Source organism: Streptomyces sp. NPDC049687 (assembly GCF_044465285.1).
Taxonomy (GTDB): Bacteria; Actinomycetota; Actinomycetes; order Streptomycetales; family Streptomycetaceae; genus Streptomyces.
The window spans coordinates 738,777-763,350 of record NZ_JBITLN010000001.1; the positions used below are offsets into that span (position 1 = coordinate 738,777).

Here is a 24,574-nt window from a genome sequence, read left to right on the forward strand (position 1 = left end):
CCCCGTACCGGCGTACACCCAAGCCTCGTATGACGTGAGCCGCGAACCTTGTCCGAAATACCGAACACGAAGGACAGCATGTGACCACCGACGCTTCCGCCACGGCAGCCCGCAGGCCCGGTGAGCGGACACTGACCGCGCTCGGCCTGGGCGCGCCCGCCCTCGACCCCGCCGACGCCTCTTCCCACTCCTTCCCGGGCGGCGGCCGCTGGCGCACCGAGGTCCCTTCGTGCGAGGGTCCCGAAGCGCTGGCCGTCATCCTGAAGGAGGCCTCGCGGCTCGACGTGCCGATCCACCGGATCAGCCAGGGCAGCGGCGTGTGGATGCTTTCCGACGCCGAGATCACCGAGATGGTCGACGCGACCAATGAGCGTGACATCGAGCTGTGCCTGTTCACCGGCCCGCGCGGCACGTGGGACATCGGCGGCTCCACGCGGACCGACTCGCGCGGCGGGGGCCTCCGGGCCCGCGGGTACGACGCCGTCGCCGGGTGCGTCGAGGACGCCGTGCGGGCGACCGAGCTGGGCGTCAAGTGCCTGCTGGTCGCCGACGAGGGCGTGCTGTGGACGCTGCACCGGGCCCGCGCGGCCGGCATCCTGCCGGCCGACACGACCCTGAAGGTGTCGGCACTGATCGGCCCCGTCAACCCGGCCTCGTACGCGGTGTACGAGCGGCTGGGCGCCGACTCGGTCAACGTGCCCAGCGACCTGACGCTGGATCACCTCACGGAGATCCGCCGGGCGTCCGGCGCGCCCATGGACATGTACATCGAGGCCCCCGACGACCTCGGCGGCTACATCCGGATGTACGAGGTCGCCGAGCTGATCCGGCGCGGCGCACCGCTCTACCTGAAGTTCGGCCTGTCCAAGGCGCCCGGGATCTACCCGTACGGCCACCACATGCGGGACCTGACGCTGTCCACCGCCCGGGAACGGGTGCGGCGCGGACGGCTCGCCCTCGACCTGCTCGCGCGTCACGGAGCGGACGGCGACATGGCGCCCCTGGGCTCGCGACTGCCCGGCAAACTGAACAGGTTCGACACCCCGGCATAACGTTCCGGAAACCTCGCTTCACAGAAGCCGACACAGGCACGCAGAATCCCACACGTCTCTTCCTCGGTCTTTGCCGCGTCACCTGCGGGAGCGCCCTCGCTCCGCGAGACCGATCCCTGCACACACATCAAGGATGATGATCATGCGTAACCGCAGAGCCGCCCTCGCCGCCATCGCCGGAGCCGCCTCCCTCGCCCTGACCCTGACCGCCTGCGGGCAGTCCGGCGAGGGCGGCAGCAAGGAGGAAGCGGGCGACTCCAAGGGCGGGACCATCGGCATCTCGATGCCGACCAAGTCCTCCGAGCGCTGGATCACCGACGGCGCCAACGTCGAGAAGGACCTGAAGGCCAAGGGCTACAAGACCAAGCTGGTCTTCGGCGAGGACGACCCCGACCAGCAGGTCTCGCAGATCGAGAACCTGATCACCCAGGGTGTCAAGGCGCTCGTCATCGCCGCCATCGACAACAAGTCCCTGAACAACGTCCTGCAGCAGGCCGCCGACGCCAAGATCCCGGTCATCTCCTACGACCGTCTGATCCTCGGCACGAAGAACGTCGACTACTACGCGTCCTTCGACAACGAGAAGGTCGGCAAGCTCCAGGGCCAGTACATCGTCGACAAGCTGGGTCTGGCGAGCGGCAAGGGTCCCTTCAACATCGAGCTGTTCGCCGGTTCCAACGACGACAACAACACCAAGTACTTCTTCAACGGCGCGATGAGCGTGCTCCAGCCGTACATCGACAAGAAGAAGCTCGTGGTCAAGTCCGGCCAGACCAAGCTCACCCAGGTCACCACCCTGCGCTGGGACGGCGCCACCGCCCAGAAGCGCATGGAGGACATGCTCACCTCGTCCTACACGAGCGGCAAGGTCGACGCGGTGCTCTCGCCGTACGACGGCATCTCCATCGGTATCATCGCCGCGCTGAAGTCGGACGGCTACGGCTCCAAGAGCAAGCCGCTGCCGGTCATCACCGGTCAGGACGCCGAGCTCGCCTCGGTGAAGTCGATCATCGCCGGTGAGCAGTCGATGACGATCTACAAGGACCTGCGCAAGCTGGCCCAGGTCGCCACGGACATGGTGGACGCCTCGCTCAACGGCAAGGACCCCGAGATCAACGACACCAAGTCGTACGACAACGGCACCAAGGTCGTCCCCGCCTACCTGCTGCAGCCGGTGAGCGTCGACAAGTCGAACTACGAGAAGGAGCTCGTCGAGGGCGGCTACTACACGGCGGACCAGCTCAAGTAAGCGTCGAACCTTACGGATTGGAAGGCACGACCATGGCGGGACCCGTCCTGGAAATGCGCTCGATCGTCAAGACCTTTCCCGGCGTCAAGGCGCTGTCGGACGTCTCTCTGACCGTCCGGCAGGGCGAGGTCCACGCCATCTGCGGTGAGAACGGCGCCGGAAAGTCCACCTTGATGAAGGTGCTCTCCGGCGTCCATCCGCACGGCTCCTACGAGGGCGACATCCTCTTCGAGGGAGAGGTGGTCCACTTCAAGGACATCCGTGCGAGCGAGCAGCACGGCATCGTGATCATCCACCAGGAGCTGGCGCTGTCGCCGTACCTCTCCCTGGCGGAGAACATCTTCCTCGGCAACGAGCACGCCAAGGGCGGGTTCGTCGACTGGAGGGAGACCCTGCGGCACGCCACCCAGCTGCTGCGCCGGGTCGGTCTCGACGACCACCCGGAGACCCGCGTCGCCGACATCGGCGTGGGCAAGCAGCAGCTGGTGGAGATCGCCAAGGCGCTGTCGAAGAAGGTGAAGCTGCTCATCCTGGATGAGCCCACCGCCGCGCTGAACGACGAGGACAGCGGCAAACTCCTCGATCTCATCCTGGAGTTGAAGAAGCAGGGCATCACCTCGATCATCATCTCCCACAAGCTCAACGAGATCCGCCGGGTCGCCGACTCGGTGACGATCATCCGTGACGGCCAGTCCATCGAGACACTGGACGTGAAGTCGGCGGAGACGACCGAGGACCGGATCATCAGCGGCATGGTCGGCCGCGACCTCGACCACCGCTTCCCCGAGCGGACCCCGCACGAGGCGGAGAAGGGCGCGGCCCCCGCCCTGGAGATCCGCGGCTGGACCGTGCACCACCCGATCGACCAGCAGCGCAAGGTCGTCGACGACGTGTCGATCCAGGTGCGCCGCGGGGAGATCGTCGGCATCGCCGGCCTCATGGGCGCCGGCCGCACCGAGCTCGCGATGAACGTCTTCGGACGCTCCTACGGCCGGTACGCGGGCGGGACGGTCCTCAAGGACGGCAAGGAGATCCGCACGAAGACGGTGGCGGAGGCGATCACGCACGGGATCGCGTACGTCACCGAGGACCGCAAGCACTACGGCCTCAACCTCATCGACACGATCAACCGCAACATCTCGCTGACCGCCCTGAAGAAGGTCGCGAAGCGGGGTGTGGTCGACGAGCACGAGGAGCGGCAGGTCGCCGAGGGCTACCGCAAGTCCATGAACATCAAGGCGCCCACCGTCTTCGAGCCGGTGGGCAAGCTGTCCGGCGGCAACCAGCAGAAGGTCGTCCTCAGCAAGTGGATCTTCGCGGGTCCCGATGTGCTGATCCTGGACGAGCCCACGCGCGGTATCGACGTCGGCGCCAAGTTCGAGATCTACACGGTCATCGACCAGCTGGCCGCCCAGGGCAAGGCGGTCGTCTTCATCTCCTCCGAGCTGCCCGAACTGCTCGGCATGTGCGACCGCATCTACACGATGGCCGCCGGACGGCTCACGGGCGAGTTCTCGCGGGCCGAGGCCACGCAGGAAGTGCTGATGCGTCAGATGACGAAGGACAAAGAGGTAACGCGATGAGCACGGACGTGACCGACAAGAGCCCGGCGGCCGCGCCGCCCGGGAAGAGCGGGGGCCCGGCCGCCGGCGGCGGGCTGCTGCAGCTGATGCTGGACGGGCTGCGGCGCAACATGCGGCAGTACGGCATGCTGATCGCGCTCGGCCTGCTCGTGGTCCTGTTCCAGGTGTGGACCAGCGGCGACCTGCTGCTGCCGCGCAACGTCTCCAACCTGGTCCTGCAGAACAGCTACATCCTGATCCTCGCGATCGGCATGATGCTGGTGATCATCGCGGGTCACATCGACCTGTCGGTCGGTTCACTGACCGCGTTCGTGGGCGCCTTCGCGGCCGTGCTGACGGTGCAGCACGATGTGGCGTGGCCTCTCGCGCTGGTGCTGTGTCTGATCGTCGGCGCGATCGCCGGCTCGGTGCAGGGCTTCCTGATCGCCTATCTCGGCATACCCTCCTTCATCGTCACCCTGGCGGGCATGCTGCTCTTCCGCGGTCTGACGGAGATCTTCCTGGAGGGCCAGACCCTCGGCCCGTTCCCCGACGGTCTGCAGAAGATGGGCAACGGCTTCCTGCCGGAGGTCGGCCCGACCACCAACTACCACAACATCACGCTGCTGCTCGGCTTCGTCCTGCTGGCCTTCGTGGTCCTGCAGGAGGTCCGTGACCGCAAGCGCCAGCAGGAGTTCTCCCTCGACGTGGTGCCGAGGAACCTCTTCCTGCTCAAGCTGGTCGCCATCGCCGCCGCGATCCTCACCGTCACCATGCTGCTCGCCAGCTACAAGGGCGCGCCGATCGTGCTGCTGATCCTGGGCCTGCTGGTGGTCGGCTACGGCTACGTCATGCGCAACGCCGTCTTCGGCCGGCACATCTACGCGATCGGCGGCAACCTGCCGGCGGCGAAGCTGTCGGGCGTCAAGGACAAGAAGGTCACCTTCTTCGTCTTCCTGAACATGGGCGTGCTCGCGGCCCTGGCGGGTCTGGTGGTCGCCGCCCGTCTGAACGCGGCCTCGCCCAAGGCGGGCCTCAACTTCGAACTCGAGGCGATCGCCTCGTCGTTCATCGGTGGCGCGTCCATGAGCGGCGGTGTCGGCACCGTGCTGGGCGCGATCATCGGTGGTCTCGTCCTCGGCGTGCTGAACAACGGCATGAACCTCCTCAGCGTCGGCACCGACTGGCAGCAGGTCATCAAGGGCCTGGCCCTGCTGGCCGCGGTCGGGTTCGACGTGTGGAACAAGCGCAAGTCCGGCTCGTAGACCGGATCGGACGGACGGGGCCCCGCCGCACGGCGGGGCCCTTCCCATGGGAGGAGACGGACACCCGGTGAAAACGCTCTTCGGCGAGCTCGCCGACGGCACGGAGATCCACAGCTGGGCGCTGGAGAACGGGGGGACCCGCCTGAAGGTCCTCTCCTACGGCGGGATCGTGCAGTCCCTGGAGACCCCCGACCGCCACGGCCGGTACGCGAACGTCTGCCTCGGTTTCGACACCCTCGAGGACTACGTCGCCGCGTCCCCGTACTTCGGCGCGCTGATCGGCCGCTACGGCAACCGCATCGGCGAGGGCAGGTTCACCCTCGACGGCGAGGCCCACCAGGTCGACGTCAACGACGGCGTGAACAGCCTGCACGGCGGCACCCCGGGCTTCGACCGGCACGTGTGGGACGTCGAGCCGTTCGTGCAGGGCCCGGACGTCGGCCTGTGCCTCTCCCGCACGAGCCCCGACGGCGAGAGGGGCTACCCGGGCACGCTCGCGGTGAAGGTGACGTACACCCTCACCGCGCAGGGCGACTGGCGGATCGACTACGAAGCCACCACCGACCGGACGACGGTGGTCAACCTCACCAGTCACGTGTACTGGAACCTGGCCGGAGAGGGCAGCGGCTCGATCCTGGACCACGAGCTGTCCATCGCCGCCGGCCGCTACACACCGGTCGCGGCGGGACTGATCCCGACCGGCGAGCTCGCGGAGGTCGCGGGCACCCCCCTCGACTTCCGCGAGGCCAAGGCGATCGGCCGGGACATCCGGGTCGCCGACCAGCAGCTGCTCCACGCCAAGGGCTTCGACCACAACTGGGTCCTCGACAAGGGTGTGACGGCACGGCCCGTCCCCGTGGCGGCCCTGCGTGATCCGTCCTCGGGCCGCACCCTGACGGTCGCCACGACCGAGCCCGGTCTGCAGTTCTACTCGGGCAACTTCCTGGACGGCACCCTCACCGGCAGCGGCGGCCGCACCTACCGCCAGGGCGACGGTCTCTGCCTGGAGACACAGCACTTCCCGGACTCGCCGAACCAGCCGTCCTTCCCGTCGACCGTGCTGCGGCCAGGGCAGACGTACCGGACCACGACGATCCACGGCTTCAGCTCCTGATCATCGCCATGAACGCCGGGGGCGGATGCGAAACATCGACCTCCGGTTCCGTAACTCACATTTTTTTCACACCGGTTGAACGGTGTCACTCACACCTCCGTATGTAGGAGCGGCCCGTGCTCCCCCGCGCGGGCCACCCAGACGACGGGCCCGGGCGTCCCCACCGGACCCGCCCCCTACGGAGGTTCCATGGCCGACAACGTCACCTCGTTGTTCCGCAGTACGGCGGCGCACAGCCCGTCGATGGCGGCGCTGACACGCGAGGGCGGGGACGGCACCGGCCCAGTGGACTTCTGCATTCCGTGCAACCCCTACTTCCCCACCCCGGCCATGATGGACACGATGTCCCAGCGACTGCGGGACATCGTCACGTACTACCCGAGCAGCGCCGACACGATCACCGCGGAACTGTGCAACCTGCTCCAGCTCCCGCCGCAGGCCGTGGCCATGGGCAACGGCTCGACCGAGCTGATCACCTGGATCGACCATCTGCTGGTCCGTGAGTCCCTCGCCATCCCCGTCCCCACCTTCGGCCGCTGGACCGACCAGCCGATGGAGACCGGCAAGCGGGTCGACATGTTCCCGCTCCAGGAGTCCAGCGGCTTCGCGCTGGACCTCGCCCAGTACGCCGAGTTCATCCGCACCCGGGGCACGCGGGTCGCGGTCATCTGCAACCCGAACAACCCGGACGGCGGCTTCCTGCACAAGCACGCGCTGGTGCAGTTCATGGACGCGATGGCCGACCTGGACCTGATCGTCATCGACGAGTCGTTCCTGGAGTTCGCCGACGCGGAGCAGGAACCGAGCGTCGTGCAGGAGGCGATGATCCGCCCGAACGTCATCGTCCTGCGCAGCCTCGGCAAGAACTTCGGTCTGCACGGCATCCGCTTCGGCTACATGGTCGCCAACCCTGCCCTGGCCGGCAAGGTCCGCTCGATGCTGCCCAAGTGGAACCTCAACGCCTTCGCCGAGTACGTGGTGTTCATGCTCAAGGAGCACGGCCCCGAGTACGCGCAGAGCCTGCTGCAGGTGCGCCGGGACCGTCTCGACATGGCCAGCCAGCTCTCCGCCCTGCCCGGCCTGACGGTCTACCCGTCGCAGGGGAACTTCCTCTTCGTGCGCCTTCCCGTCGGCGCCGAGGGCACCGTGGTCCGGGACCGGATGCTCACCGAGCACCGCATCCTGGTCCGTGAGTGCGGCAACAAGATCGGCTCTTCCAGCCGCTTCCTGCGGCTCGTGGTGCGCCCCCAGGTGGACGTGCGTCGCCTGGTGTCCGGCCTGGAACAGGTGCTCTACGGGACCAGGAGGGGAGCCGCCGTGCCCGAGCTGGGCACCGGGACCAGCTACAGCTCGGGTACGGCGGCCGTGGACCGGCTGGTGGAGGCCACCAACGGGGCGGGTATGCAGGGCCTCGCCGCTCAGGCCGTCGGCATGCCGGGGCTGGTCGCGGCCCCGGCCGCCACCGGCATGCCGATGCAGGCGCCCGCCGTGGCGCAGGCCGCCCCGTCCAACGGCGCCGGGATGCCGTTGCCGGCCGCGGCACAGGTCTTCCCCCAGCCTGTGCCCGCGCCCGCTCCGGCCCCGGCGCCGGCCCCCGCGCCGATGGCCCCCGCGGCGATGGCCCCGGCAGCCATGAGCCCGGCCATGAGCCCGGCAGCCTCGATGGCTCCCGCCATGGCCCCCGCTCCCGCCATGACCCCCGCCTCGGCGATGACCCCGGCCGCCGCGCCGATGGCCTCCGCCCAGACACCGCCCGGCGTCCCGGCCCGCGGCGGGCTCACCGCCGCCCAGGTGAGGGGCACCAACGGCCTCTCGCCCGCCGCGACCACCGGCTGGCCGAACGCCCAGAGCTGGCCCAATGCGGCGGGGATGGGGCAGGCGGGGTAGCTCAGTACGCCACCGGCCAACCGGTGCTCCAGCTCAGCAGGTTGATGCCGAGCTTGGGCGTGCCGTTGTCGTTGCCGTCGTAGTAGTGGTAGACGATCAGGTCACCGTCCGTGTCGTTCGTGATCGACTGCCCGCCGGGCCCGATGACACTGCCGTGCGACTCCAGCACGGCGGTGCCGCCGTTGTTCGTCATCGCCACCCCGTTCCTGTCGTAGTACGGCCCTGTCACGCTCGTGGCCCGGCCCACCTTCACCTTGTACGTCGAGCCGGTGCCGGCGCAGCAGGTGTCGTAGGAGGCGAAGAGGTAGTAGTAGCCGTTCCGTTTGACGATGTACGGCGCCTCGACGGCCTTGGTCCCGGTGGGGCGGGCGGCGAGGGAGCGGCGGGCGGTGTCGGAGGAGAGCTGCTTGCCGGTGGCCGGGTCGACGCGGATCATCTTGATGCCGGTCCACCAACTGCCGAAGGACAGCCACCACTTGCCGTCGTCGTCGACGAAGAGGTTCGGGTCGATGGCGTTGTAGTCGCTGGACGTGGTGGAGGTGTAGACGGTGCCGTAGTCGGTCCAGGAGCCGGGCAGGCCGGTCGTCGAACCGGCCAGTCCTATCGCCGACTTGTTGGAGCCGAAGGTCGAGACGGCGTAGTACATCAGGTACTTGCCGCCGTGGTACGAGATGTCCGGCGCCCAGGCCTCGGTGGTGCCGTACGAGGACCACCAGCCCGGCCGGGTGGAGAAGGCGTCGGCGCCCGCGCCGAACGCGATCCGGTCGGCCGAGCTGCGGTGGGCCAGGCCGCCGCCGGTGGCATAGAGGAGATAGCGGCCGGCGGAGGTGCGGATCATGGTCGGATCGTGGACGACCGTCGCCCCGGTGACGGTGCCGGGGTTGGGGTAGGCGGAGGCCGTAGTGGGGGTCAGGGCCAGCAGGATCGCGGCGGGGACGGAGAGAAGGGCAGCTCTGCGAGAGGTGCGGCTCATGCGGACGCTCCTTCGGTGGGGGTTCGCCGTTCCATATGTGCGGCATATCGAACAGCGGCCGAGTCGTCGGACCGGACCGTAGAATCGAACGCTTTGCGCGTCAATGGTCCGCGCACGCCCGTCAGCACATCCCCTCAGTCACCCTCGGACCCCCGGGCCCGGCGGCGGCGATCAGTCAGAAGCGCGGCCGGGTGCCGGACTGCGATCGGCACCCGGGCCGCCACCGCCGGTGTCGCTGGTTGCCCGTTCCCCTCCTGTCCTGCAAGGAACTTGACGGATACTCACTTTGCCGAACCGACAGCCTGCCTACAGGGTCCGTCCCTATGGTGCCGTGTTCATGACAGACACCTCGGAAACTCGCAGCCCGATCGGACGCCGTACCGTTCTCGTGGCCACGGGCGCCACCGCCGCCACCCTGGCCGTGGGCGCCGTAGCGTCGTCCGGAGCCCCCACGGCCACGACGGCCGGCGCCGCCCCCGTCGCCGCCGCGGCCGTCTGCACCCTCACGAAGGAGATGACCGAAGGCCCCTACTACCTCGACGGACAGTACGTCCGCTCCGACATCACCGAGGGCAAGGCCGGCATCCCGCTGAAGCTGACCCTCACGGTCGTCGACTCCAGCGGCTGCGCTCCCCTCGGCAACGCCCTGGTCGAACTCTGGCACGCCGACGCCCTCGGCGAGTACTCCGGCTACGTCGGCAACAACGGCCACAGTGAACCGGACGACGGCACCTTCCTGCGCGGCGGGGTGCTCACCAACTCCAGCGGTGTCGCCGCGATCACCACGATCTACCCCGGCTGGTACCGCGGTCGCTGCGTCCACATCCACGTCAAGGTGCACACCGGCGTCACCGTCCCCTCCGACGGCCACTTCACCGGCGGCCAGGAGGTCCACACCGGTCAGCTCTTCTTCAACGAGACGATCACGGCCGCCGTCGCGAAGGTCTCCCCGTACTCGACCAACACGGTCACCCGCACCACCCTCGCCCAGGACTCCATCTACGACGACGGAGGCGCCACGTCCGGCCTCCTGACCCTGACGGCCCTGGGCAGCTCCACCTCGTCCGGGTACGCCGGGACGCTGACCCTCGGGGTGGACAGCTGATCCCGCCCCGCTGACCGGCTGGGCGTCACCGCAGCCGCGGTGGCGCCCAGCCGGCGTGCCGGAGGTCGGCCCGCAGGGCAACGGCGACGCGGTGTCCGCGGGAGATCAGGGGCCGGTGGCACCGGCTCTGCGCTGAGCGGGCGGACCGCCCGTCACCCCGGGGCGACGGGCGGCCGTCCGGCTCACTTGCCGGGGCACTCCTTCCACGCCATGTGGTACACGGTGTTGATGTCGCCGTCGGTCGAGTCCATCGCCATGAAGCTGACCTTGGACGGCGAGGAGGTGCCCGCGTTGACGCGCAGCTCGGTGTTGATGTTGAAGTTGCGCTGGACTCCGCAGGGCGCGTAGACGAGGTTCGCCCAGTCCGTGGTGTCGGTCGCCTGCCAGTTGTCGTTGAGCGCGCCGTTGAAGGTGTGGGTCTTGAACACCGTCTGCGACGAGCCCTGGAAGTAGTACGAGGCCCGCTGCACGGCGTTCGCCCCGGACTGGAGCGAGGCGAAGCCCCGGTAGTCCGCCTGGGCGATGGCGTACGTGAAGCCCGACGGGACATGGACGATCAGGCTGAGCTGGCAGTTCTTGCGGAAGGCGGTCGGGTCGGAACTGCCGCCGACCTGGGCGAGATAGTCGCTGTAGGTCACCGTGAACGCGGTGTTGTCCTCGGAGACGGCGACGGCGGCCGTTCCCGGCCGGCAGCCGGAGCCGTTCACCGTGGCGACATCGATGACGATCTTGTCCGGGGGCGGGTCGACGAACCCGCCCGGGTGGTGTGCGGGTACCGCCGCGGTGACGAGGGCGGCGACGGCGCCGCCCAGGAGCAGTCCACTTGCCATGGGGGGTCTCTCCTTCTTCGTTGAAGTGTGGAGAACCTGTGAGGTTTCTGTGAAGTGCCGCGGCGTTGGAATCGTAGGGAGACCCCCGGGGCGCGGCCAGATCGAACTCCGGCCATTCACCCCGGCCCGTTCACATGCCTGCTTACGACACGAGGGGCCGCCCCTGCGATTCGGTCGGCTTCGGACTGCCGGACGGCGGTTCGGGATCGGACCGCCGTCGGCTGCCGCTCCGGGAGGGGACCCGGCTCGGCGGCCCTCTCTCCCGGATCGCTAGGGGTTCTCCCAGGCCGCCGGCTCCGCCGCGAGCTCCTTCACCGGGTCCGGCAGCGCGTCCGCCGCGATGTCCGCGACGGTGACGCCCTCCAGAATCCGGCGTACGTTCGCCCGCAGCGCGACCCAGAGCGGGAGCAGGGGCTGCGCGGAACCCGTGTACGTCAGACCCGTCGGGCGTTCGCCCCGTACGGAGACGATCGGGCCGTCCACCGCCCTGATCACGTCGGCGACCGTGATCGCCGCGGGGTCCCGGGCGAGCCGGTAGCCGCCGCCCCCGCCGCGCCGGCTGTCGACGATTCCACCGCGCCGCAGATCGCCGAGGATCCCCTCCAGGAACTTGTGTGGAATGTCCTGCGCGGCGGCGACGGTCTCCGCCTTGACCGGGTCACCGCCCTGCCGTACGGCGAGCTCCAGTACCGCCCGCACCGCGTAGTCCGCCCGCGCCGAGATCCTCATGCACCCATTGTGAACGGATCGCCGGCCGGGTCGAGCCTCCGGCCGGCCGGCGATCACGCGGCCGCTACGCCAGCCGGATCACGTTCCAGGACAGCGGTTCGAGCACGGCGGTGAGGGTGTTGTCCCGCAACGCCGTGCCGTCGGCCGGGTGGGGGGCGACCCGCTCGGGCTCGGCGAGGGTGTTGCGGGCGTCCGGGTCGGCGTCCGCGAGCACGCTGTGCTCGACGACCGACGTCAGGTTCAGCCCGTTCAGGGCGACTTCCAGGGGCAGTGTCCCGGTCCGGCTGCGGTTGACGGCGAAGACCGTGACGGTGCCGTCCTCGGCGCGGACCGCGGTGGCGTGCAGCAGGTCCGCCTCGCCGTACTTCTTCGTCTCGTACGTCGGCGAGTCAACGCGGACGTCGAGGACCTGGCCGCGGCCGTACCGGGCGGCCTGGGCGAAGGGGAAGAACGTCGTCTGGCGCCAGGCCGGGCCGCCAGGCTCGGTCATGATCGGGGCGATGACGTTGACGAGCTGGGCGAGGCAGGCGACGGTGACACGGTCGGCGTGGCGCAGCAGGGCGACGAGGAGCGAGCCGAAGACGACGGCGTCGGTGACGCTGTAGTTGTCCTCCAGGAGGCGGGGGGCCTCCGGCCAGTCCCCCTGGTCGATGCCCCGCGCGTGCTCCTCCCACTTGCGCAGGTACCAGACGTTCCACTCGTCGAAGGAGAGGTTGATCCTCTTCTTCGACTTCAGCCGCGCGCCCACGTGGTCGGCGGTCGCCACCACGTTGTCGATGAACGACTCCATGTCGACGGCCGAGGCGAGGAAGGAGTCGATGTCGCCGTCCTCCGGCCAGTAATAGGCGTGCAGGGAGATGTAGTCGACGAGGTCGTACGTCTCCTTGAGGACCGTCGCCTCCCACTCGGCGAAGGTCGGCATGGACTGGCTGGAGGATCCGCAGGCGACGAGTTCGACACCCGGGTCGATCTGGCGCATCGCGCGGGCCGTCTCGGCGGCGAGGCGGCCGTACTCCTCCGCCGTCTTGTGGCCCGTCTGCCAGGGGCCGTCCATCTCGTTGCCCAGACACCAGAGCCTGATGCCGAAGGGCTCCTTGTCGCCGTGGATCACACGGAGGTCGGAGAGGGCGGTGCCCGAAGGGTGGTTGGCGTACTCCTGGAGTTCCAGGGCTTCCGCGACGCCCCGGGTGCCGAGGTTGACGGCCATCATGGGCTCCGCCCGGGGGCCGATCTTCCGCAGGAAGCCGATGTACTCGGAGAGGCCGAAACGGTTCGTCTCGGTCGAGTGCCAGGCCAGGTCCAGGCGGCGCGGGCGCTCCGCCGCGGGGCCGACGGAGTCCTCCCACTTGTAGCCGGAGACGAAGTTGCCGCCGGGGTAGCGGACGGCGGTGACGCCGAGTTCGCGGACCAGTTCCAGTACGTCGGCGCGGAGGCCCTCGGCGTCCGCGGTGGGGTGGTCCGGTTCGTAGATGCCGGTGTAGACGCAGCGGCCGAGGTGTTCGACGAAGGAGCCGAAGAGGCGGGGGTTGACTTGGCCGACGGTGAAGGCGGGGTCGAGGGTGAAGCGGGCGGTGCTCATCTTGGCCTTTCGGTTCGGTTCTGTCTGCGGGTTGTCCGTGGCTGCTCGCGCCCACGCGGCGGAGCCGCAAGTAGTTACCGCCCCGAGCCCCTAAAGGAGCCTGGGCCAGCCGTTCTTCGTCCAGTGCAAGGTGTTCAGCCCCAGCTTGGGGACGCCGCCGTCCTCCGCGTCGTAGTAGTGGTACGCCAGGACGTCTCCGCCCCGGTCCCTGAAGACCGACTCGCCGCCCGTTCCCACGTAACGGCCGTGTCCCGCCAGGAGAAGGTCGCCGCCGCCCTCCAGCAGGGGCTTCCCGGTGCTGTCCACGTACGGCCCCGTCACGGACGCCGAGCGGCCCACCCGGATCTTGTACGTCGAGTTCACCCCCGCGCAGCAGGCGTCGTACGAGGCGAAGAGGTAGTAGTGGCTGCCGTGCCGGACGATGTACGGGCCCTCCACGGCGTACGGCGCGTCGGGGCGGGTCGCCAGGTGGTGGACCGTGGCGCCCTGGACCGCCTTGCCCGTCACCGGGTCCAGCTCCACCATCCGGATGCCCGTCCAGTACGAGCCGAAGCTCATCCACAGGCGGCCGTCGGCGCGGATCACCGCCGGGTCGATGGCGTTGAAGGTGTCGGTCGTCTCTGAGGCGAAGACCTTGCCGTGGTCGGTCCAGGTGCCGGGGAGACCGGTCGGGGAGGTGGCCACGCCGATCGCGGAGTGGTTGGTGCCCCAGGAGGAGACGGCGTAGTAGAGCCAGTAGCGGCCGGCTCGTAAGGAGAGGTCCGGGGCCCAGGGGTCGCCGGTGTCGTTGTACTCGTACCACCAACTCGGCGGTACGGCGAAGGCGTTGCCCGCGTCGTCCCAGTGGGTGCGGTCCTTCGAGGTGCGGGCGCCGATGATCCCGCCGGTCGAGTAGGCCACGTACCCGCCGGACTCGAGGCGGATGACCGTGGGGTCGTGGATGATCTGCCGGCCCGTGACGGGCTGGGGGTCGGGGTAGGTGACGTCGGCCCGGGCGGTGCCGGGCAGGAGGGCCACCACCGCCGCGGTGAGGAGGCTCGCGAGTCTCAGGCGCACCGGATCTCCTTACTGGCCCGCCAGACCCGTGTGGGCCACGCCCCGCACGATCTGGCTCTGGAAGAAGACGAACACGACGATCAGCGGCAGGCCCGCGATCAGGCCGCCCGCCATGAGCTGGGGCCAGACGATGCCGAAGGCGTTCTGCACGGTGGCGATGCCGTTCGGCATGGTCATCAGGTCGGGGTTGTTGGTCACCATGTACGGCCAGAGGAAGTTGTTCCAGGACGCGATGAAGGTGAAGATGCCGACGGCGGACAGGGACGGCTTCGACAGCGGCAGCACGATCGTGAAGAAGATGCGCCAGCGGCCCGCGCCGTCGATGAAGGCCGCCTCCTCCAGCTCTCTGGGGAGCGACTGGAAGAACTTGTAGAGGATGTAGACCATCGCCGCCGGCGCGCACTGCGGAAGGATCATGCCCCAGTAGGTGTCGACCATGCCCAGCGACTGGACCGTGGTGAAGAGCGGGACGCCCAGGATCGCCGGGGAGAACATCAGGCCCGCCATCGTGAGCGCCAGCAGGGCCGACTTGCCTCGGAACTCGGTGCGTGCGAAGCCGTATCCGGCCAGCGCGGAGACGAGCAGGACCAGGAAGGTGACACAGACGGACACCACGACCGAGTTCACGAACCAGTTGGGGATGTTGCCGGCCTCCAGGACCGCCTTCCAGGACTCCAGGGTGAGGTTCTCGGGGATCCAGTGCGGGGACTCGACCGACTCGGTGGGGGTCTTCAGGGAGGTGGACAGGGCCCAGGCCAGGGGGGCCAGCCAGACGAGAGACAGGGCCGCCGCGACGAGGGTCAGGGCGATCTGGCCGGGGGTCCAGGTGCTGCGGGGCTTGCGCAGCGCGGGGGTTGTCATCGGGTCGCGGCCTCCTCGCGGTCGCGCAGCAGCCACATCCGGCCGAGGGCGACCGCCGCGATGATGAGGAACAGGATGAAGGAGATCGCGGAGGCGTAGCCCACGCGATAGCTGGTGAAGCCCTCTTCGAGGGTGTACTGCACGAAGGTGCGGGTCGATTCCTCCGGCCCGGGGCCGAACTGGTACATCACCACCGCCTGGTCGAAGACCTGCAGGGACGCCAGGATCTGCAGGGCGAAGACCAGCCCCGTGATGTTGCGCAGGTTGGGCACGGTGATGTGCAGCAGCCGCTGCCAGGCGTTCGCCCCGTCCAACTCGGCAGCTTCGTAGAGGTGTTGGGGGATGTTCTGCAGGGCCGCCAGATAGAGCAGGAACGAGAAGCCGACCGTCCACCACAGGGTCGCGATGACGACCGCGAGCATCGCCGTGGACTTCTGAGTGAGCCACGGGGTGTCCTGGCCGAGGACGTGGTTGACCATGCCGTTGGTGGGCTGGAACAGCCACCACCACAGGTTGCCGACCACCGCCGAGGGGAGGAGGAAGGGCGCGAAGAAGCAGAGCCGCCACAGCCACTTGAAGTGCACGGTGTGGTGGGCGATCAGCGCCATCAGCAGGGCCACGACGACGATCGACGGGACGACGTAGAGGGTGAACTGGACGCTGTGCCAGAGGGAGTCCCACACCAGGTCGTCGCGGAGTGCCTCGCGGTAGTTGTCCAGGCCGACGAAGCCGGGGTTGTCGCCGGAGATGTTGGCGTCGGTGAAGCTGAGGTAGAGGCCGCGCAGGACCGGTACGACGACGAAGAGGCCGTAAAGGACGAAGAAGGGGGCGACGAACCAGCCGCCGTGCTGGAAGCGGCGGCCCCAGCGGGCGCGGGCGGAGTCGGCCGCGACCGCGGTGCGGACGGGCAGCGCCGTGCCCGCCTGGGCGAGGGTGCTCATGCGCCGGCCCCCTTCGGTTCCCGGAGGAAGGTGGTCATGCGCCCGCTCCCTTCAGTTCCTGGGCGGCCGTGAGGCCGTCCATCGGGTTCTTCGCCGCCAGCAGTTGTTCGAGGGCGGCCTTCATACGGCGGGCCGCCGCGTCCGGCTTGGCCGAGCCGAGGTTGGAGGCGGCGACGATCGGGCCGACACGCTGGGCGAGGATGCCGGTGGACCCCGCGAACCAGATGTGCGGTTCGGTGGCGGGGTGGTCCATCGCGGGCCGCGAGTACTCGTTCTGGGGGGCCAGCTTCAGGTAGGCCGGGTCCTCGAAGGTGGGCAGGTAGGCGGGGACGTGGCCGCCGTTGGCCCAGGTGGTGGCGTGGGTGACCATGTACGCGGCGAGCCGGTAGGCGTCCTCGTTCGCGGCGCCACCGCGGCCGGCCTGGTGGGGCAGGATGAAGGAGTGCGACTCGGCGTGGGTGGCCGGCTTCCCGAAGACGGGGGGCAGCGGCTGGGCACCGTACTCGACCTTCTGGGAGTTGAAGTACGGCACCGACCAGTTGCCCTCCCAGGTGAAGGGGGAACCGGCGAGGAAGGCCTCGCCGTCGGTCGCGCCGACCGTGACGTAGCCGTCGGTGATGTGCTTGCGGAAGAACTCCAGGATCTCGGTGGCCTTGTCGGTGTCGAAGGTGACGTCGGTGTGGTCGTCGGTGAAGTAGGTGCCGCCGAGCTGCTGGTAGAAGGCGACGAAGAACCACCAGCAGAAGTTCTGGTCGTTGGCGTGCAGCCCGAGGGTCTGCACGCCGTCCTTCAACTGCCGCCTGGCTGCCTTGAGTACGGCGAACCAGTCGTCCGGCGATGTGGCGGCGGGGAGGCGGCCGTCCGCGTCGAGGAGACCCGCCCTCTCGCAGACGTCCTTGCGGTAGAAGCTGAGCTGGACGTGGATGTCCAGCGGGAGCGCATACAACTCGCCGTCCACGACACCGCGTTGCCACAGCACCGGGTTGAAGTCGGCTTCCCGCACGCCGTACTCGGCGAGGAGGCCGGTGTCCCAGGGGTCCAGCAGGCGGCCGGGGGCGAAGCCCGGGATGCGGCCCTGGTGCATGACGGCGAGCTCGGGGGCGCGGTTGCCGGCGGCGGCCATGGCGAGTTTGGTGTAGTAGGGATTGCCCCAGGTCAGGGTGGCGTCCTTGACGGCGATGTCCGGGTGCTCCGCGCGGAAGGCGTCCACCATCGCGACCTGGTTGGCGCCGTCGCCGCCCTGGAAGAGGTTCCAGTAGCGCACGCGGGTGCGGTCGCCCGCGGCCAGCGCGTCGGCGCCGGAGCCGAGGGCGGCGAAGCCGAAGCTGCCCGCGACCGCCACACCGCCCGCGGCGGCGAGAAGTTGCCTGCGATTCAGGCCAGGTTGTCCCATACCTTGCCCCTGCCGTCCTGTCGGTTCGTCGATTCCCTGATGTTCGATATTTCGACTTCTGCTCGTAACTTCGAACGGGACCGTAAAATCGATGCACTTGGCGCGTCAATGGTTTCGACAGGACTTCTGATAGCGCTTTCTATCCTGGCCCCGGTCCATTCTTTTCGTGACGCGGACACATCCAGCCGCGTAGGCTCGAACAGGCAGCCGCCAGGCGGTGAGAAGGGGGACGGGACCTGATGGACATCGCGGGCGCGCGCGGGAGGGCGGCCCGGATCGCCTCCGGACTGTGGCGCCCGAGGACCGGACCGGCCATGCGCGACCTGGCCGGCCGACTCGCCGCCGCGCTGCGGGCCCGGCCCCGGCGGCCGGCCGGGGTGCGGGAGGTGTGCCGGGCGCTGTGCGAGGAGATGGCCGCGCTGCGCGGCGGACGCCCCGTCGAGCTGCGGTTCGAGCGGTTCCCCGACGAGATCGGCGTGACCGGACTGTGGGTGGAGTTCCACGACTTCGACCTGGTCATCGTGGAGGAGCGGGCCGAGGCGGTGCAGCAACTGGTCATCGTCGGCCATGAGTTGTGGCATCTGCACGCCGGTCACCGGCACCACCACCACGGCGTCGGCACCGAGGCCGCGGGGGTCCTCGCCGGACGGCCCGGCTGGGATTCCATCGCGCTGACCGTGGCCGCCCGCAACGGCTCCCGGGAGGCTGACGAGGCCGAGGCCGACGACTTCGGCCACCGGCTCGCGGCCCGCTTCCGCCGCCATCTGTCCGAGACGGGTCCCACGGCCGGATCCGCCGGCGAGACCTCTCCCGTGCAGCGGACACTGGGCTACCGCGGACGCAGAGGCACGGCTCGGTGATGCACGGGCTGCACATCTCCTTCTGGCTGCCCACCGTGGTGCTGGGCGCCGCCCTGGCGATCAAGCTGCCCAGCATCCTCAAGCTGTGGCGGGACCCGCTGCTGCGGGCGGTCGGCGGGCTGCTGCTGTTCGCCTGCGCGGTGTTCGTGTTCGCCGCCCCGAAGACCATCGCCTGGACCAACCGGGTCACGGGCGTCCCCAACATCGCGGCGCCCTGGGTGTACTCGCTGCTCACCGCGCTCTCCGCGTCCTGGCTGCTGCTGGTCATCGCCTGGCGCAACAACCTCACCGAGCGCTCGGCGCAGACCCGGCGCGCGACCCGGTGGGTGGTCTCCGTGTACGCGGGTGTCGTGGTCGCGCTGTGGGTGCTGTTCGCGCTCGCCGACGTGCCCGTGGAGCGGATCCGGGACCTGGACACCTACTACGCCAACACGCCGTTCATGCGCGAGGAGATCCTGCTCTACCTGCTCGCGCACACGGTGGCCTGCTCGGTCACGGCCGGGCTGATCTGGAACTGGAGCCGCACCGAGGGCCTCGACGCCTGGCTGCGCTGGGGGCTGCGCTTCCTGGGCGCCGGGTACGTGACGAACCTGCTGTTCAGCGCGGCCAAGCTGACGGCCGTGGCGGCCCGCTGGACCGGACACGACCTGGACTGGCTGAGCACCAGCATCGCGCCGTCGGCGGCCTGTATCGCCGCCACCCTGGTGGCGATCGGCTTCATCGTGCCGCACGCCGGCCAGTACCTCCAGGAGCGCTGGCGGGTCCGGCGCCGGCACCGCGGCCTCAAGCCTCTGTCCCGGCTGATGCGTTCCGTCGTGGGCACGCGGGAGCCGCTCGCCCTGCGCGCCACTCCCGAACTGCGGCTGATCCGCCGCGAGACCTTCATCCGCGACGCGCTCCTGCAGTTGTCCCGGTACCTCGACGACGACCTGCGCGCCCGGTCCTACGAGGCCGCCGTCGCCCTCGGTTTCGAGCGCGGGCGGGCGCAGGCCCTGGCCGCCGCCGTGACGATCCAGGACGCGGTGAGGGCGCGGGAGCGGTCCCCGCGGTCCGAGGGCGCCACCTCGCCGTCCGGCCCCTCCGGCCTGTCCGGCCCCTCCGGACCTGACACCACTTATCTGCTGCGGGAGATCCAGGCCGTGTCCGAGGTCCTCCGCCGCCCCGAAGACATCGACGCGGTCCGCGAGCACGCGGCCGCCCCGGCAGAGAGCTTGTCCGCGCATGAGTGAAGATCCCACCCCCGCCAGAACCGCCGTCGTCCTGGGGGGATCCCACGCGGGCATGCTCGCGGCAGCAGCCCTGACCGGTCTCGCCGACCGGGTCGTCGTCGTCGAGCGGGACGTCCTGCCCGACGGCCCCGCGCCCCGCAAGGGGCTGCCGCAGGCACGCCACGCCCACATGCTGTGGTCGGGCGGGGTGCGGGCGGTGGCGGAACTGCTGCCGGGGGCCACTCAGGCGCTGCGGGAGGCCGGGGCGCGCCGGCACCCGGTCACCACGGACATGGTCGTCCTGGGGGCGCGGGGCTGGTTCCGGCGCTGGCCCGAGTCGCACCACGTGATCCTCGCCGGACGGGACCTGCTGGACGCGACGATCCGCGCGCAGGTCCTCGCGGACCGGCGGGTCGAACTGCTGGACGGCACCGAGGTGGTGGGGCTGGAGGGCGGGGCGGGTGCGGTCACCGGCGTGCGGGTGCGGGAGGGGGAGGACATCCGTGTCCTCCGCGCCGGGCTGGTCGTCGACGCGACCGGCCGCGGCTCCCGTGCCTCCCGGTGGCTGACGGAGCTCGGGCTGCCCCCGGTGGCGCGACGCGAGGTCGACTCCGGGCTGGCGTACGCGAGTCGGTTGTACCTCGCGCCCGAGCAGGCGCGGTCCGGGTACCCGATCGTGAACGTGCAGCCGGATCCGCGGGACGGGCGCCCTGGCCGGGCCGGCTTTCTGCTGCCCATCGAGGACGGGCGCTGGATCGTGACCCTGAACGGTACCCGTGGGGGTGAACCCTCCCCCGAGGCCGAGGACTTCGTCCGCTTCGCCCGCGAGGAGCTGCGCCATCCGATCATCGGGGAACTGCTGGAGCGGGCCGAGCCGCTGACGGGCGTGTCGTACACCCGGGCCACCCTCAACCGGCGCCACTTCTATGAGCGGATGCCGCTCTGGCCGGAGAACTTCGCCGTCGTCGGGGACGCCCTCGCCGCGTTCAACCCGCTCTACGGGCATGGCCTCGCGGTGGCCGCGCAGAGCGCGGTGCTGCTGCGGGACCTGGTGCGGCGGCACGGGTGGGGTGCGGCCGGTCTCGCCCGGCGGGTCCAGCGGGCGGTGGCCCGGCCGGCCGGAGCGGCGTGGGACCTCGCGGTCGGACAGGACGTGTTCTATCCGGGCGCGACGGAGGGCGGGCCGACGGTACGGGATCGGCTGGCGGCGGGGTATGTGAGCCGGCTGATGCTGACGGCGACCGGGAACGGGCGGATCGCCCGCCGGGTGACGGATGTGACGTCGTTGGAGCGCGGGCCGGAGGTGTTGTTGGCTCCGTCCGTGCTGGTCGCCGCGGCGGTGGGGCCGTTGCGGCCGGCGTTGGACGGACCGCCGCTGACGGGGGACGAGCTGAAGCGGGCGGGCCTTCGTTAGCACCCGCCCGCCCACCGGAGCACCCGCCCGCCCACCGGCCCGGGCTCAGCCCTCGAACGCCGGTTGGGCCAGGCCCTTGCCGGCGCCCGGCACCACCAGCAACGACCCCGCCACCGGGTGGGGGGCGTCCAGGCCCACGCGGGCCGTTGTGACGTACAGGTCGGTCAGGTCGGCGCCGCCGAAGGCGCAGGCCGTGACGCGCGGGGTCGGCAACTTGAGTACGCGGTCCAGTTCACCCGTTGGGGTGTATCTGCGTACCGCTGCTCCGTCCCACAGCGCCACCCATACGCAGCCGTCCGCGTCGACGGTGAGGCCGTCGGGGAAGCCGGCGCCCTCCTCGATCTCGGCGAAGGGGCGGCGGTCGGAGACACGGCCCGCCGTGGGGTCGTAGTCGAAGACGTCGACCCTGCGGGTCGGCGAGTCGACGTAGTACATCCGGGCGTGGTCCGGGCTCCAGCCCGTGCCGTTGCTCACCGCCACGTCGTCGAGGACCGGCCGCACCGAGCCGTCGCCGGTGAGACGGGACAGGGTGCCGCCGCCGGGGGCCTCGTCGTAGCGCATGGTGCCGGCCCACAGGGAGCCGTCGGGGGCGACGGCGGCGTCGTTGGCGCGGCGGCCGGGGACCGGCTCGTGGTGGAGCCAGCGGAAGGTCCCGTCCTCGTCCAGGAGGCCCACCCCGTCGCGGAGGTTGAGGACCAGGCCGCCCCCGGCACGGGGCTTGGCCGCGCCCACGTGCTGGTCGGTGACGCGAACCGTGCGGCGGCCGGTCGAGGGATCGTAGGTGTGCAGACGGGAGCCGAGGATGTCGATCCAGAGCAGGCGGCCGGTCGCCGCGTCCCAGGTGGGGCCCTCGCCGAGGGTCGCCTCGGCCCGTACCGCCACCTCGAAGGCGGTCGTCGTGGTCGTCATGCCACGCTCCGGTAGCCGAGGAGCTCCGACAGTTCGGCGGCGCCCTTCGCGGCGAGCTGCTCCAGTTCGGCGCGGCGTTCGTCGCTCCAGCGGATCATGGGGACGGAGATGGACAGCGCGGCGACGACCTGGCCCGTGCGGTCGCGGACCGGGGCCGCCACGCAGCTGACGTCCGGGTTGGACTCGCGGCTCTCGACGGCGACGCCCCGCTCCCGGATCTCCGCGAGCGCCTCGCGCAGCGCGCCTGGCTCGGTGATGCTGTTCGGGGTCATCCGGACGAGGTCGGCGTCGTCGGGGATACGGGCGGTGAGCTCGGCCTCCGGCAGGGAGGCCAGCAGCATCTTGCCGACGGAGGTGCAGTGGGCGGGCAGGCGCCGGCCGGCGGCCGAGACCATGCGCACCGCGTGCGTGGAGTCGACCTTGGCGATGTAGATGACGTCGGTGCCCTCGAGTATCGCCACGTGGACCGTCTCGTCGCACGTCTCGGCGACGGTGCGGGCGACCTGCTGCCCCTCGGCGGCGAGGTCGAGCTGCTCGGCGTAGCGGCTGCCGAGCTGGTACGGACGGACACCCAGGCGGTACCGTCCGGGCTGTCCGGGCACGGGGACGATGTACGCGCGGGCCGCGAGCGTGGTGACCAGCTCGTGCACGGTGGTGCGCGGGAGCTGGAGCCTGCGCACGATGTCGGGGGCGGAGAGCGTCCCGTCCCCGTCGAGGAAGAGCTCGAGAATGTCGAGAGCTCGGGTCACGGCTGGTACGAGGCGTCCCACCACCGGCCCCCTCCCTGTTCGTCCCTGGCCTGCGTTCGAAATATCAACAGGCGATCGGCATGACGAACACAGGCTGTCATACGACACTCCGGCGGGCAATGGGCGTGAATCGCCACACTGGGTCAGGGCGCCGCCACGGTGGGCCAGGATGGGGGCATGCCGACCCCGAAACGTCTCGCGGGCACCTTCACGGCCCTCGATTTCCAACTCGTCCTGCTGCGCCGCATGGCCGACCAGAGCCCCGAGCGGGTGGACGACGCCCGTCATGGACTGGGCGTGTCCCTCGTGCAGATGAGGGAGGCCAACAAGCGCTGGCAGGCCATGGTGCACTCCCCGCACTCGCGGGGCGCCCTCTCCCGCTACCGCGGCGTCCTCGGCGAACCGGAGTCGAGAACCGCCCGGCGCGTCGGAGACCTCGACTGCGAGGCCTGGCAGTGGCTGCTCCCCCTCTGGCCCGACCTCCGCTTCGAGGTGCTGCTCGACCCGAACGGTTCCGTCTGGAACGAGTGGCTGGTCCGCGCCCCGGAAGCGCAGACCCCCGACCTGCGCACCCTGAACGACCTCACCCCCTGGTCCTGCACGGTCGACGAGGTCGCCCAGGCCTTCCCCCCGGCCCGCCCCCTGGAGGGCACGGCACCCACCCGCTGGGGACTGGCGTTCACGGCGCCGGACACGCTCGGCGTGCCGCGGGAGGTGGTCGCCGAGTTCACCTGGGGCCTGCTCCAGCGCATCGCGGTCAGGGACACGAACGGGCAGCTCACCGTGCTGCTCTGAGGATCCCCGCCACGACCCCCGGCACCGAACCGGTGTGCAGGGACAGGAACAGGTTCGGTTCGACCAGCTCCAGTTCCATGACCTGCGGTCGCCCGTCGTCCCCGTCCACGAGGTCCACCCGCGCGTACAGCAGTTCGGGGGCGTCGGGCACGGCCGACAGCGCCCGCTCGGCGACGGCGAGTTCGGCGTCCGTCGGCCGCCAGGGTTCCAGGCCCGGGTGGGCGACCTTGCGCTCGTCGTACGCCGTGCCGGGCGCGAGGACGGCCCCCTTGCGGCTGGCGTGCAGCAGACGGCCGCCGAAGAACTGCAGCGCCCGCTCGCCGCCCACGTCGATGCCCCGTACATAGGGCTGCACCATCGCGGTGAACCCCTCGTCGTGCATGCGCGCGAGATGCCGTACGGCGGTGTCGTGCTCGTCGGGGGTGTAGCGGGCGGCGAAGCGGGCGCCCGCGCCGGAGGTCGGCTTCACGACGTACTCGTGGTGGCCGGGGAGGTCCGCCGCCTCCCCCGGCGCCAGGTAGCGCGTCGGCACGGTCGGCACTCCGGCCGCCGCCAGCTCCCCCAGGTACCGCTTGTCGCTGTTCCAGCGGACCACCTCGGCCGGGTTGGCCAGCCGGGTCACCGCGCCGGTCTTCCGCGCCCAGGCCAGGAACTCGTCCGCGCGCCAGCTGTAGTCCCAGGTGGAGCGGATCACGGCGAGGTCGTAGCCGGCCCAGTCGGCGTCAGGATCGTCCCAGACGACGGCCTCCGCGTCCGCCCCCGCCTCCCTCAGCGCCGCCACCAGCCCGGGCAGGTCACGGTCGACGGAGACCTCGGGTCCGGGCCGGCAGGTGACGAGTGCGATGCGGGGCACGCTGGACTCCCTCTTCGTACGACTGTCCGATGTCCGATCGCCCGGAAGGCTAACAATCCCCTTCGCGACCGGAGGCCGTCGGCCTTCCCCTCCGTCGGCGGGCCAGACGTGGAAGTGACCAGCGTCAAGCTCCGCAAGCGCCCGATCGCACCTGGTCTGGGGTAGGAACGTGTCTGTCGGCGCCGCCCCA

General features: G+C 70.2%; 21 protein-coding genes and 1 pseudogene. 11 read left to right on the plus strand and 11 right to left on the minus strand.

Going from position 1 to position 24,574, the window contains the following annotated elements; all coding sequences use genetic code 11:
- Positions 1–80 precede the first annotated feature (80 nt).
- From ACIBVL_RS03430 to ACIBVL_RS03455, 6 genes and pseudogenes are all read left to right on the plus strand, one after another.
- On the plus strand, positions 81–1,052 hold the full coding sequence (locus tag ACIBVL_RS03430; protein ID WP_399090997.1) for a hypothetical protein: 972 nt from the start codon (positions 81–83) through the stop codon (positions 1,050–1,052).
- 142 nt (positions 1,053–1,194) lie between these two features.
- The gene (gene chvE, locus ACIBVL_RS03435) at positions 1,195–2,301 is read left to right on the plus strand and encodes a multiple monosaccharide ABC transporter substrate-binding protein (protein WP_399091000.1); all 1,107 of its coding nucleotides are present in this window, start codon (positions 1,195–1,197) and stop codon (positions 2,299–2,301) included.
- A gap of 32 nt (positions 2,302–2,333) precedes the next feature.
- A complete protein-coding gene (mmsA, locus tag ACIBVL_RS03440) occupies positions 2,334–3,884 on the plus strand; it encodes a multiple monosaccharide ABC transporter ATP-binding protein (RefSeq protein ID WP_399091002.1) in 1,551 nt (516 codons plus the stop codon).
- Positions 3,881–5,128: a multiple monosaccharide ABC transporter permease gene (mmsB, locus tag ACIBVL_RS03445; RefSeq protein WP_399091005.1), complete on the plus strand. Its 1,248-nt coding sequence runs from the start codon at positions 3,881–3,883 to the stop codon at positions 5,126–5,128. Before mmsA ends, mmsB begins: the two co-directional genes overlap by 4 nt.
- Positions 5,129–5,186: 58 nt before the next feature.
- A pseudogene (locus tag ACIBVL_RS03450) lies at positions 5,187–6,242 on the plus strand (aldose epimerase family protein); the annotation flags it as partial.
- A gap of 189 nt (positions 6,243–6,431) precedes the next feature.
- A complete protein-coding gene (locus ACIBVL_RS03455) occupies positions 6,432–8,129 on the plus strand; it encodes a pyridoxal phosphate-dependent aminotransferase (RefSeq protein WP_399091008.1) in 1,698 nt (565 codons plus the stop codon).
- A gap of 1 nt (position 8,130) precedes the next feature.
- On the opposite strand, the gene ACIBVL_RS03460 is transcribed toward ACIBVL_RS03455, so the two are convergent.
- Positions 8,131–9,102, minus strand: coding sequence for an arabinan endo-1,5-alpha-L-arabinosidase (locus ACIBVL_RS03460; protein WP_399091011.1), 972 nt, complete (start codon positions 9,100–9,102; stop codon positions 8,131–8,133).
- A 337-nt stretch (positions 9,103–9,439) separates the two neighbouring features.
- Between ACIBVL_RS03460 and ACIBVL_RS03465 the strand changes: the two genes are divergently transcribed.
- Positions 9,440–10,207 (plus strand): intradiol ring-cleavage dioxygenase, encoded by a 768-nt coding sequence (locus ACIBVL_RS03465; protein WP_399091014.1) that lies wholly within the window; start codon positions 9,440–9,442, stop codon positions 10,205–10,207.
- Positions 10,208–10,389: 182 nt separating this feature from the next.
- Here ACIBVL_RS03465 and ACIBVL_RS03470 read toward each other — a convergent pair whose 3' ends face one another.
- The 7 genes from ACIBVL_RS03470 to ACIBVL_RS03500 all read right to left on the minus strand — a co-directional run bounded on the left by ACIBVL_RS03470 (position 10,390) and on the right by ACIBVL_RS03500 (position 17,596).
- The gene (locus ACIBVL_RS03470; RefSeq protein ID WP_399091017.1) at positions 10,390–11,037 is read right to left on the minus strand and encodes a DUF4360 domain-containing protein; all 648 of its coding nucleotides are present in this window, start codon (positions 11,035–11,037) and stop codon (positions 10,390–10,392) included.
- Between the two features lie 270 nt (positions 11,038–11,307).
- Complete coding sequence (locus tag ACIBVL_RS03475) at positions 11,308–11,766, minus strand: RrF2 family transcriptional regulator (RefSeq protein WP_399091020.1); 459 nt, start codon at positions 11,764–11,766, stop codon at positions 11,308–11,310.
- Between the two features lie 64 nt (positions 11,767–11,830).
- Entirely contained in the window at positions 11,831–13,345 is a 1,515-nt protein-coding gene (locus ACIBVL_RS03480) for an alpha-N-arabinofuranosidase (RefSeq protein ID WP_399091023.1), read from the minus strand.
- 90 nt (positions 13,346–13,435) lie between these two features.
- Entirely contained in the window at positions 13,436–14,401 is a 966-nt protein-coding gene (locus ACIBVL_RS03485) for an arabinan endo-1,5-alpha-L-arabinosidase (RefSeq protein WP_399091026.1), read from the minus strand.
- Positions 14,402–14,410: 9 nt separating this feature from the next.
- The gene (locus ACIBVL_RS03490) at positions 14,411–15,262 is read right to left on the minus strand and encodes a carbohydrate ABC transporter permease (protein WP_399091029.1); all 852 of its coding nucleotides are present in this window, start codon (positions 15,260–15,262) and stop codon (positions 14,411–14,413) included.
- Entirely contained in the window at positions 15,259–16,203 is a 945-nt protein-coding gene (locus tag ACIBVL_RS03495; protein WP_399091032.1) for a carbohydrate ABC transporter permease, read from the minus strand. The genes ACIBVL_RS03490 and ACIBVL_RS03495 overlap by 4 nt, the downstream gene beginning before the upstream one ends.
- A 34-nt stretch (positions 16,204–16,237) precedes the next feature.
- Positions 16,238–17,596, minus strand: coding sequence for an extracellular solute-binding protein (locus ACIBVL_RS03500; RefSeq protein ID WP_399091035.1), 1,359 nt, complete (start codon positions 17,594–17,596; stop codon positions 16,238–16,240).
- Between the two features lie 239 nt (positions 17,597–17,835).
- Between ACIBVL_RS03500 and ACIBVL_RS03505 the strand changes: the two genes are divergently transcribed.
- From ACIBVL_RS03505 to ACIBVL_RS03515, 3 genes are read left to right on the plus strand one after another with little or no spacing between them, the layout of a single operon-like run.
- Entirely contained in the window at positions 17,836–18,456 is a 621-nt protein-coding gene (locus tag ACIBVL_RS03505; RefSeq protein ID WP_399091038.1) for a toxin-antitoxin system, toxin component family protein, read from the plus strand.
- On the plus strand, positions 18,456–19,685 hold the full coding sequence (locus ACIBVL_RS03510; RefSeq protein ID WP_399091041.1) for an MAB_1171c family putative transporter: 1,230 nt from the start codon (positions 18,456–18,458) through the stop codon (positions 19,683–19,685). Before ACIBVL_RS03505 ends, ACIBVL_RS03510 begins: the two co-directional genes overlap by 1 nt.
- Positions 19,678–21,078, plus strand: coding sequence for an NAD(P)/FAD-dependent oxidoreductase (locus ACIBVL_RS03515; protein ID WP_399091044.1), 1,401 nt, complete (start codon positions 19,678–19,680; stop codon positions 21,076–21,078). Before ACIBVL_RS03510 ends, ACIBVL_RS03515 begins: the two co-directional genes overlap by 8 nt.
- Positions 21,079–21,123: 45 nt before the next feature.
- Here the strand turns inward: ACIBVL_RS03515 and ACIBVL_RS03520 are convergent, their stop codons facing one another.
- Together ACIBVL_RS03520 and ACIBVL_RS03525 are read right to left on the minus strand one after the other, a co-directional pair.
- Positions 21,124–21,987: an SMP-30/gluconolactonase/LRE family protein gene (locus ACIBVL_RS03520; protein ID WP_399091047.1), complete on the minus strand. Its 864-nt coding sequence runs from the start codon at positions 21,985–21,987 to the stop codon at positions 21,124–21,126.
- Positions 21,984–22,757 carry an IclR family transcriptional regulator gene (locus ACIBVL_RS03525; RefSeq protein ID WP_399092024.1) on the minus strand — a complete coding sequence of 258 codons (774 nt, stop codon included), beginning with the start codon at positions 22,755–22,757 and terminating at the stop codon, positions 21,984–21,986. Before ACIBVL_RS03525 ends, ACIBVL_RS03520 begins: the two co-directional genes overlap by 4 nt.
- Before the next feature lie 156 nt (positions 22,758–22,913).
- Here ACIBVL_RS03525 and ACIBVL_RS03530 point away from each other — a divergent pair, with 156 nt between their 5' ends.
- A complete protein-coding gene (locus ACIBVL_RS03530) occupies positions 22,914–23,531 on the plus strand; it encodes a hypothetical protein (RefSeq protein ID WP_399091050.1) in 618 nt (205 codons plus the stop codon).
- On the opposite strand, the gene ACIBVL_RS03535 is transcribed toward ACIBVL_RS03530, so the two are convergent.
- Positions 23,515–24,384 (minus strand): RimK family alpha-L-glutamate ligase, encoded by an 870-nt coding sequence (locus ACIBVL_RS03535; protein ID WP_399091053.1) that lies wholly within the window; start codon positions 24,382–24,384, stop codon positions 23,515–23,517. The two genes, ACIBVL_RS03530 and ACIBVL_RS03535, sit on opposite strands and share 17 nt — an antisense overlap.
- Between the last annotated feature and the right edge of the window lie 190 nt (positions 24,385–24,574).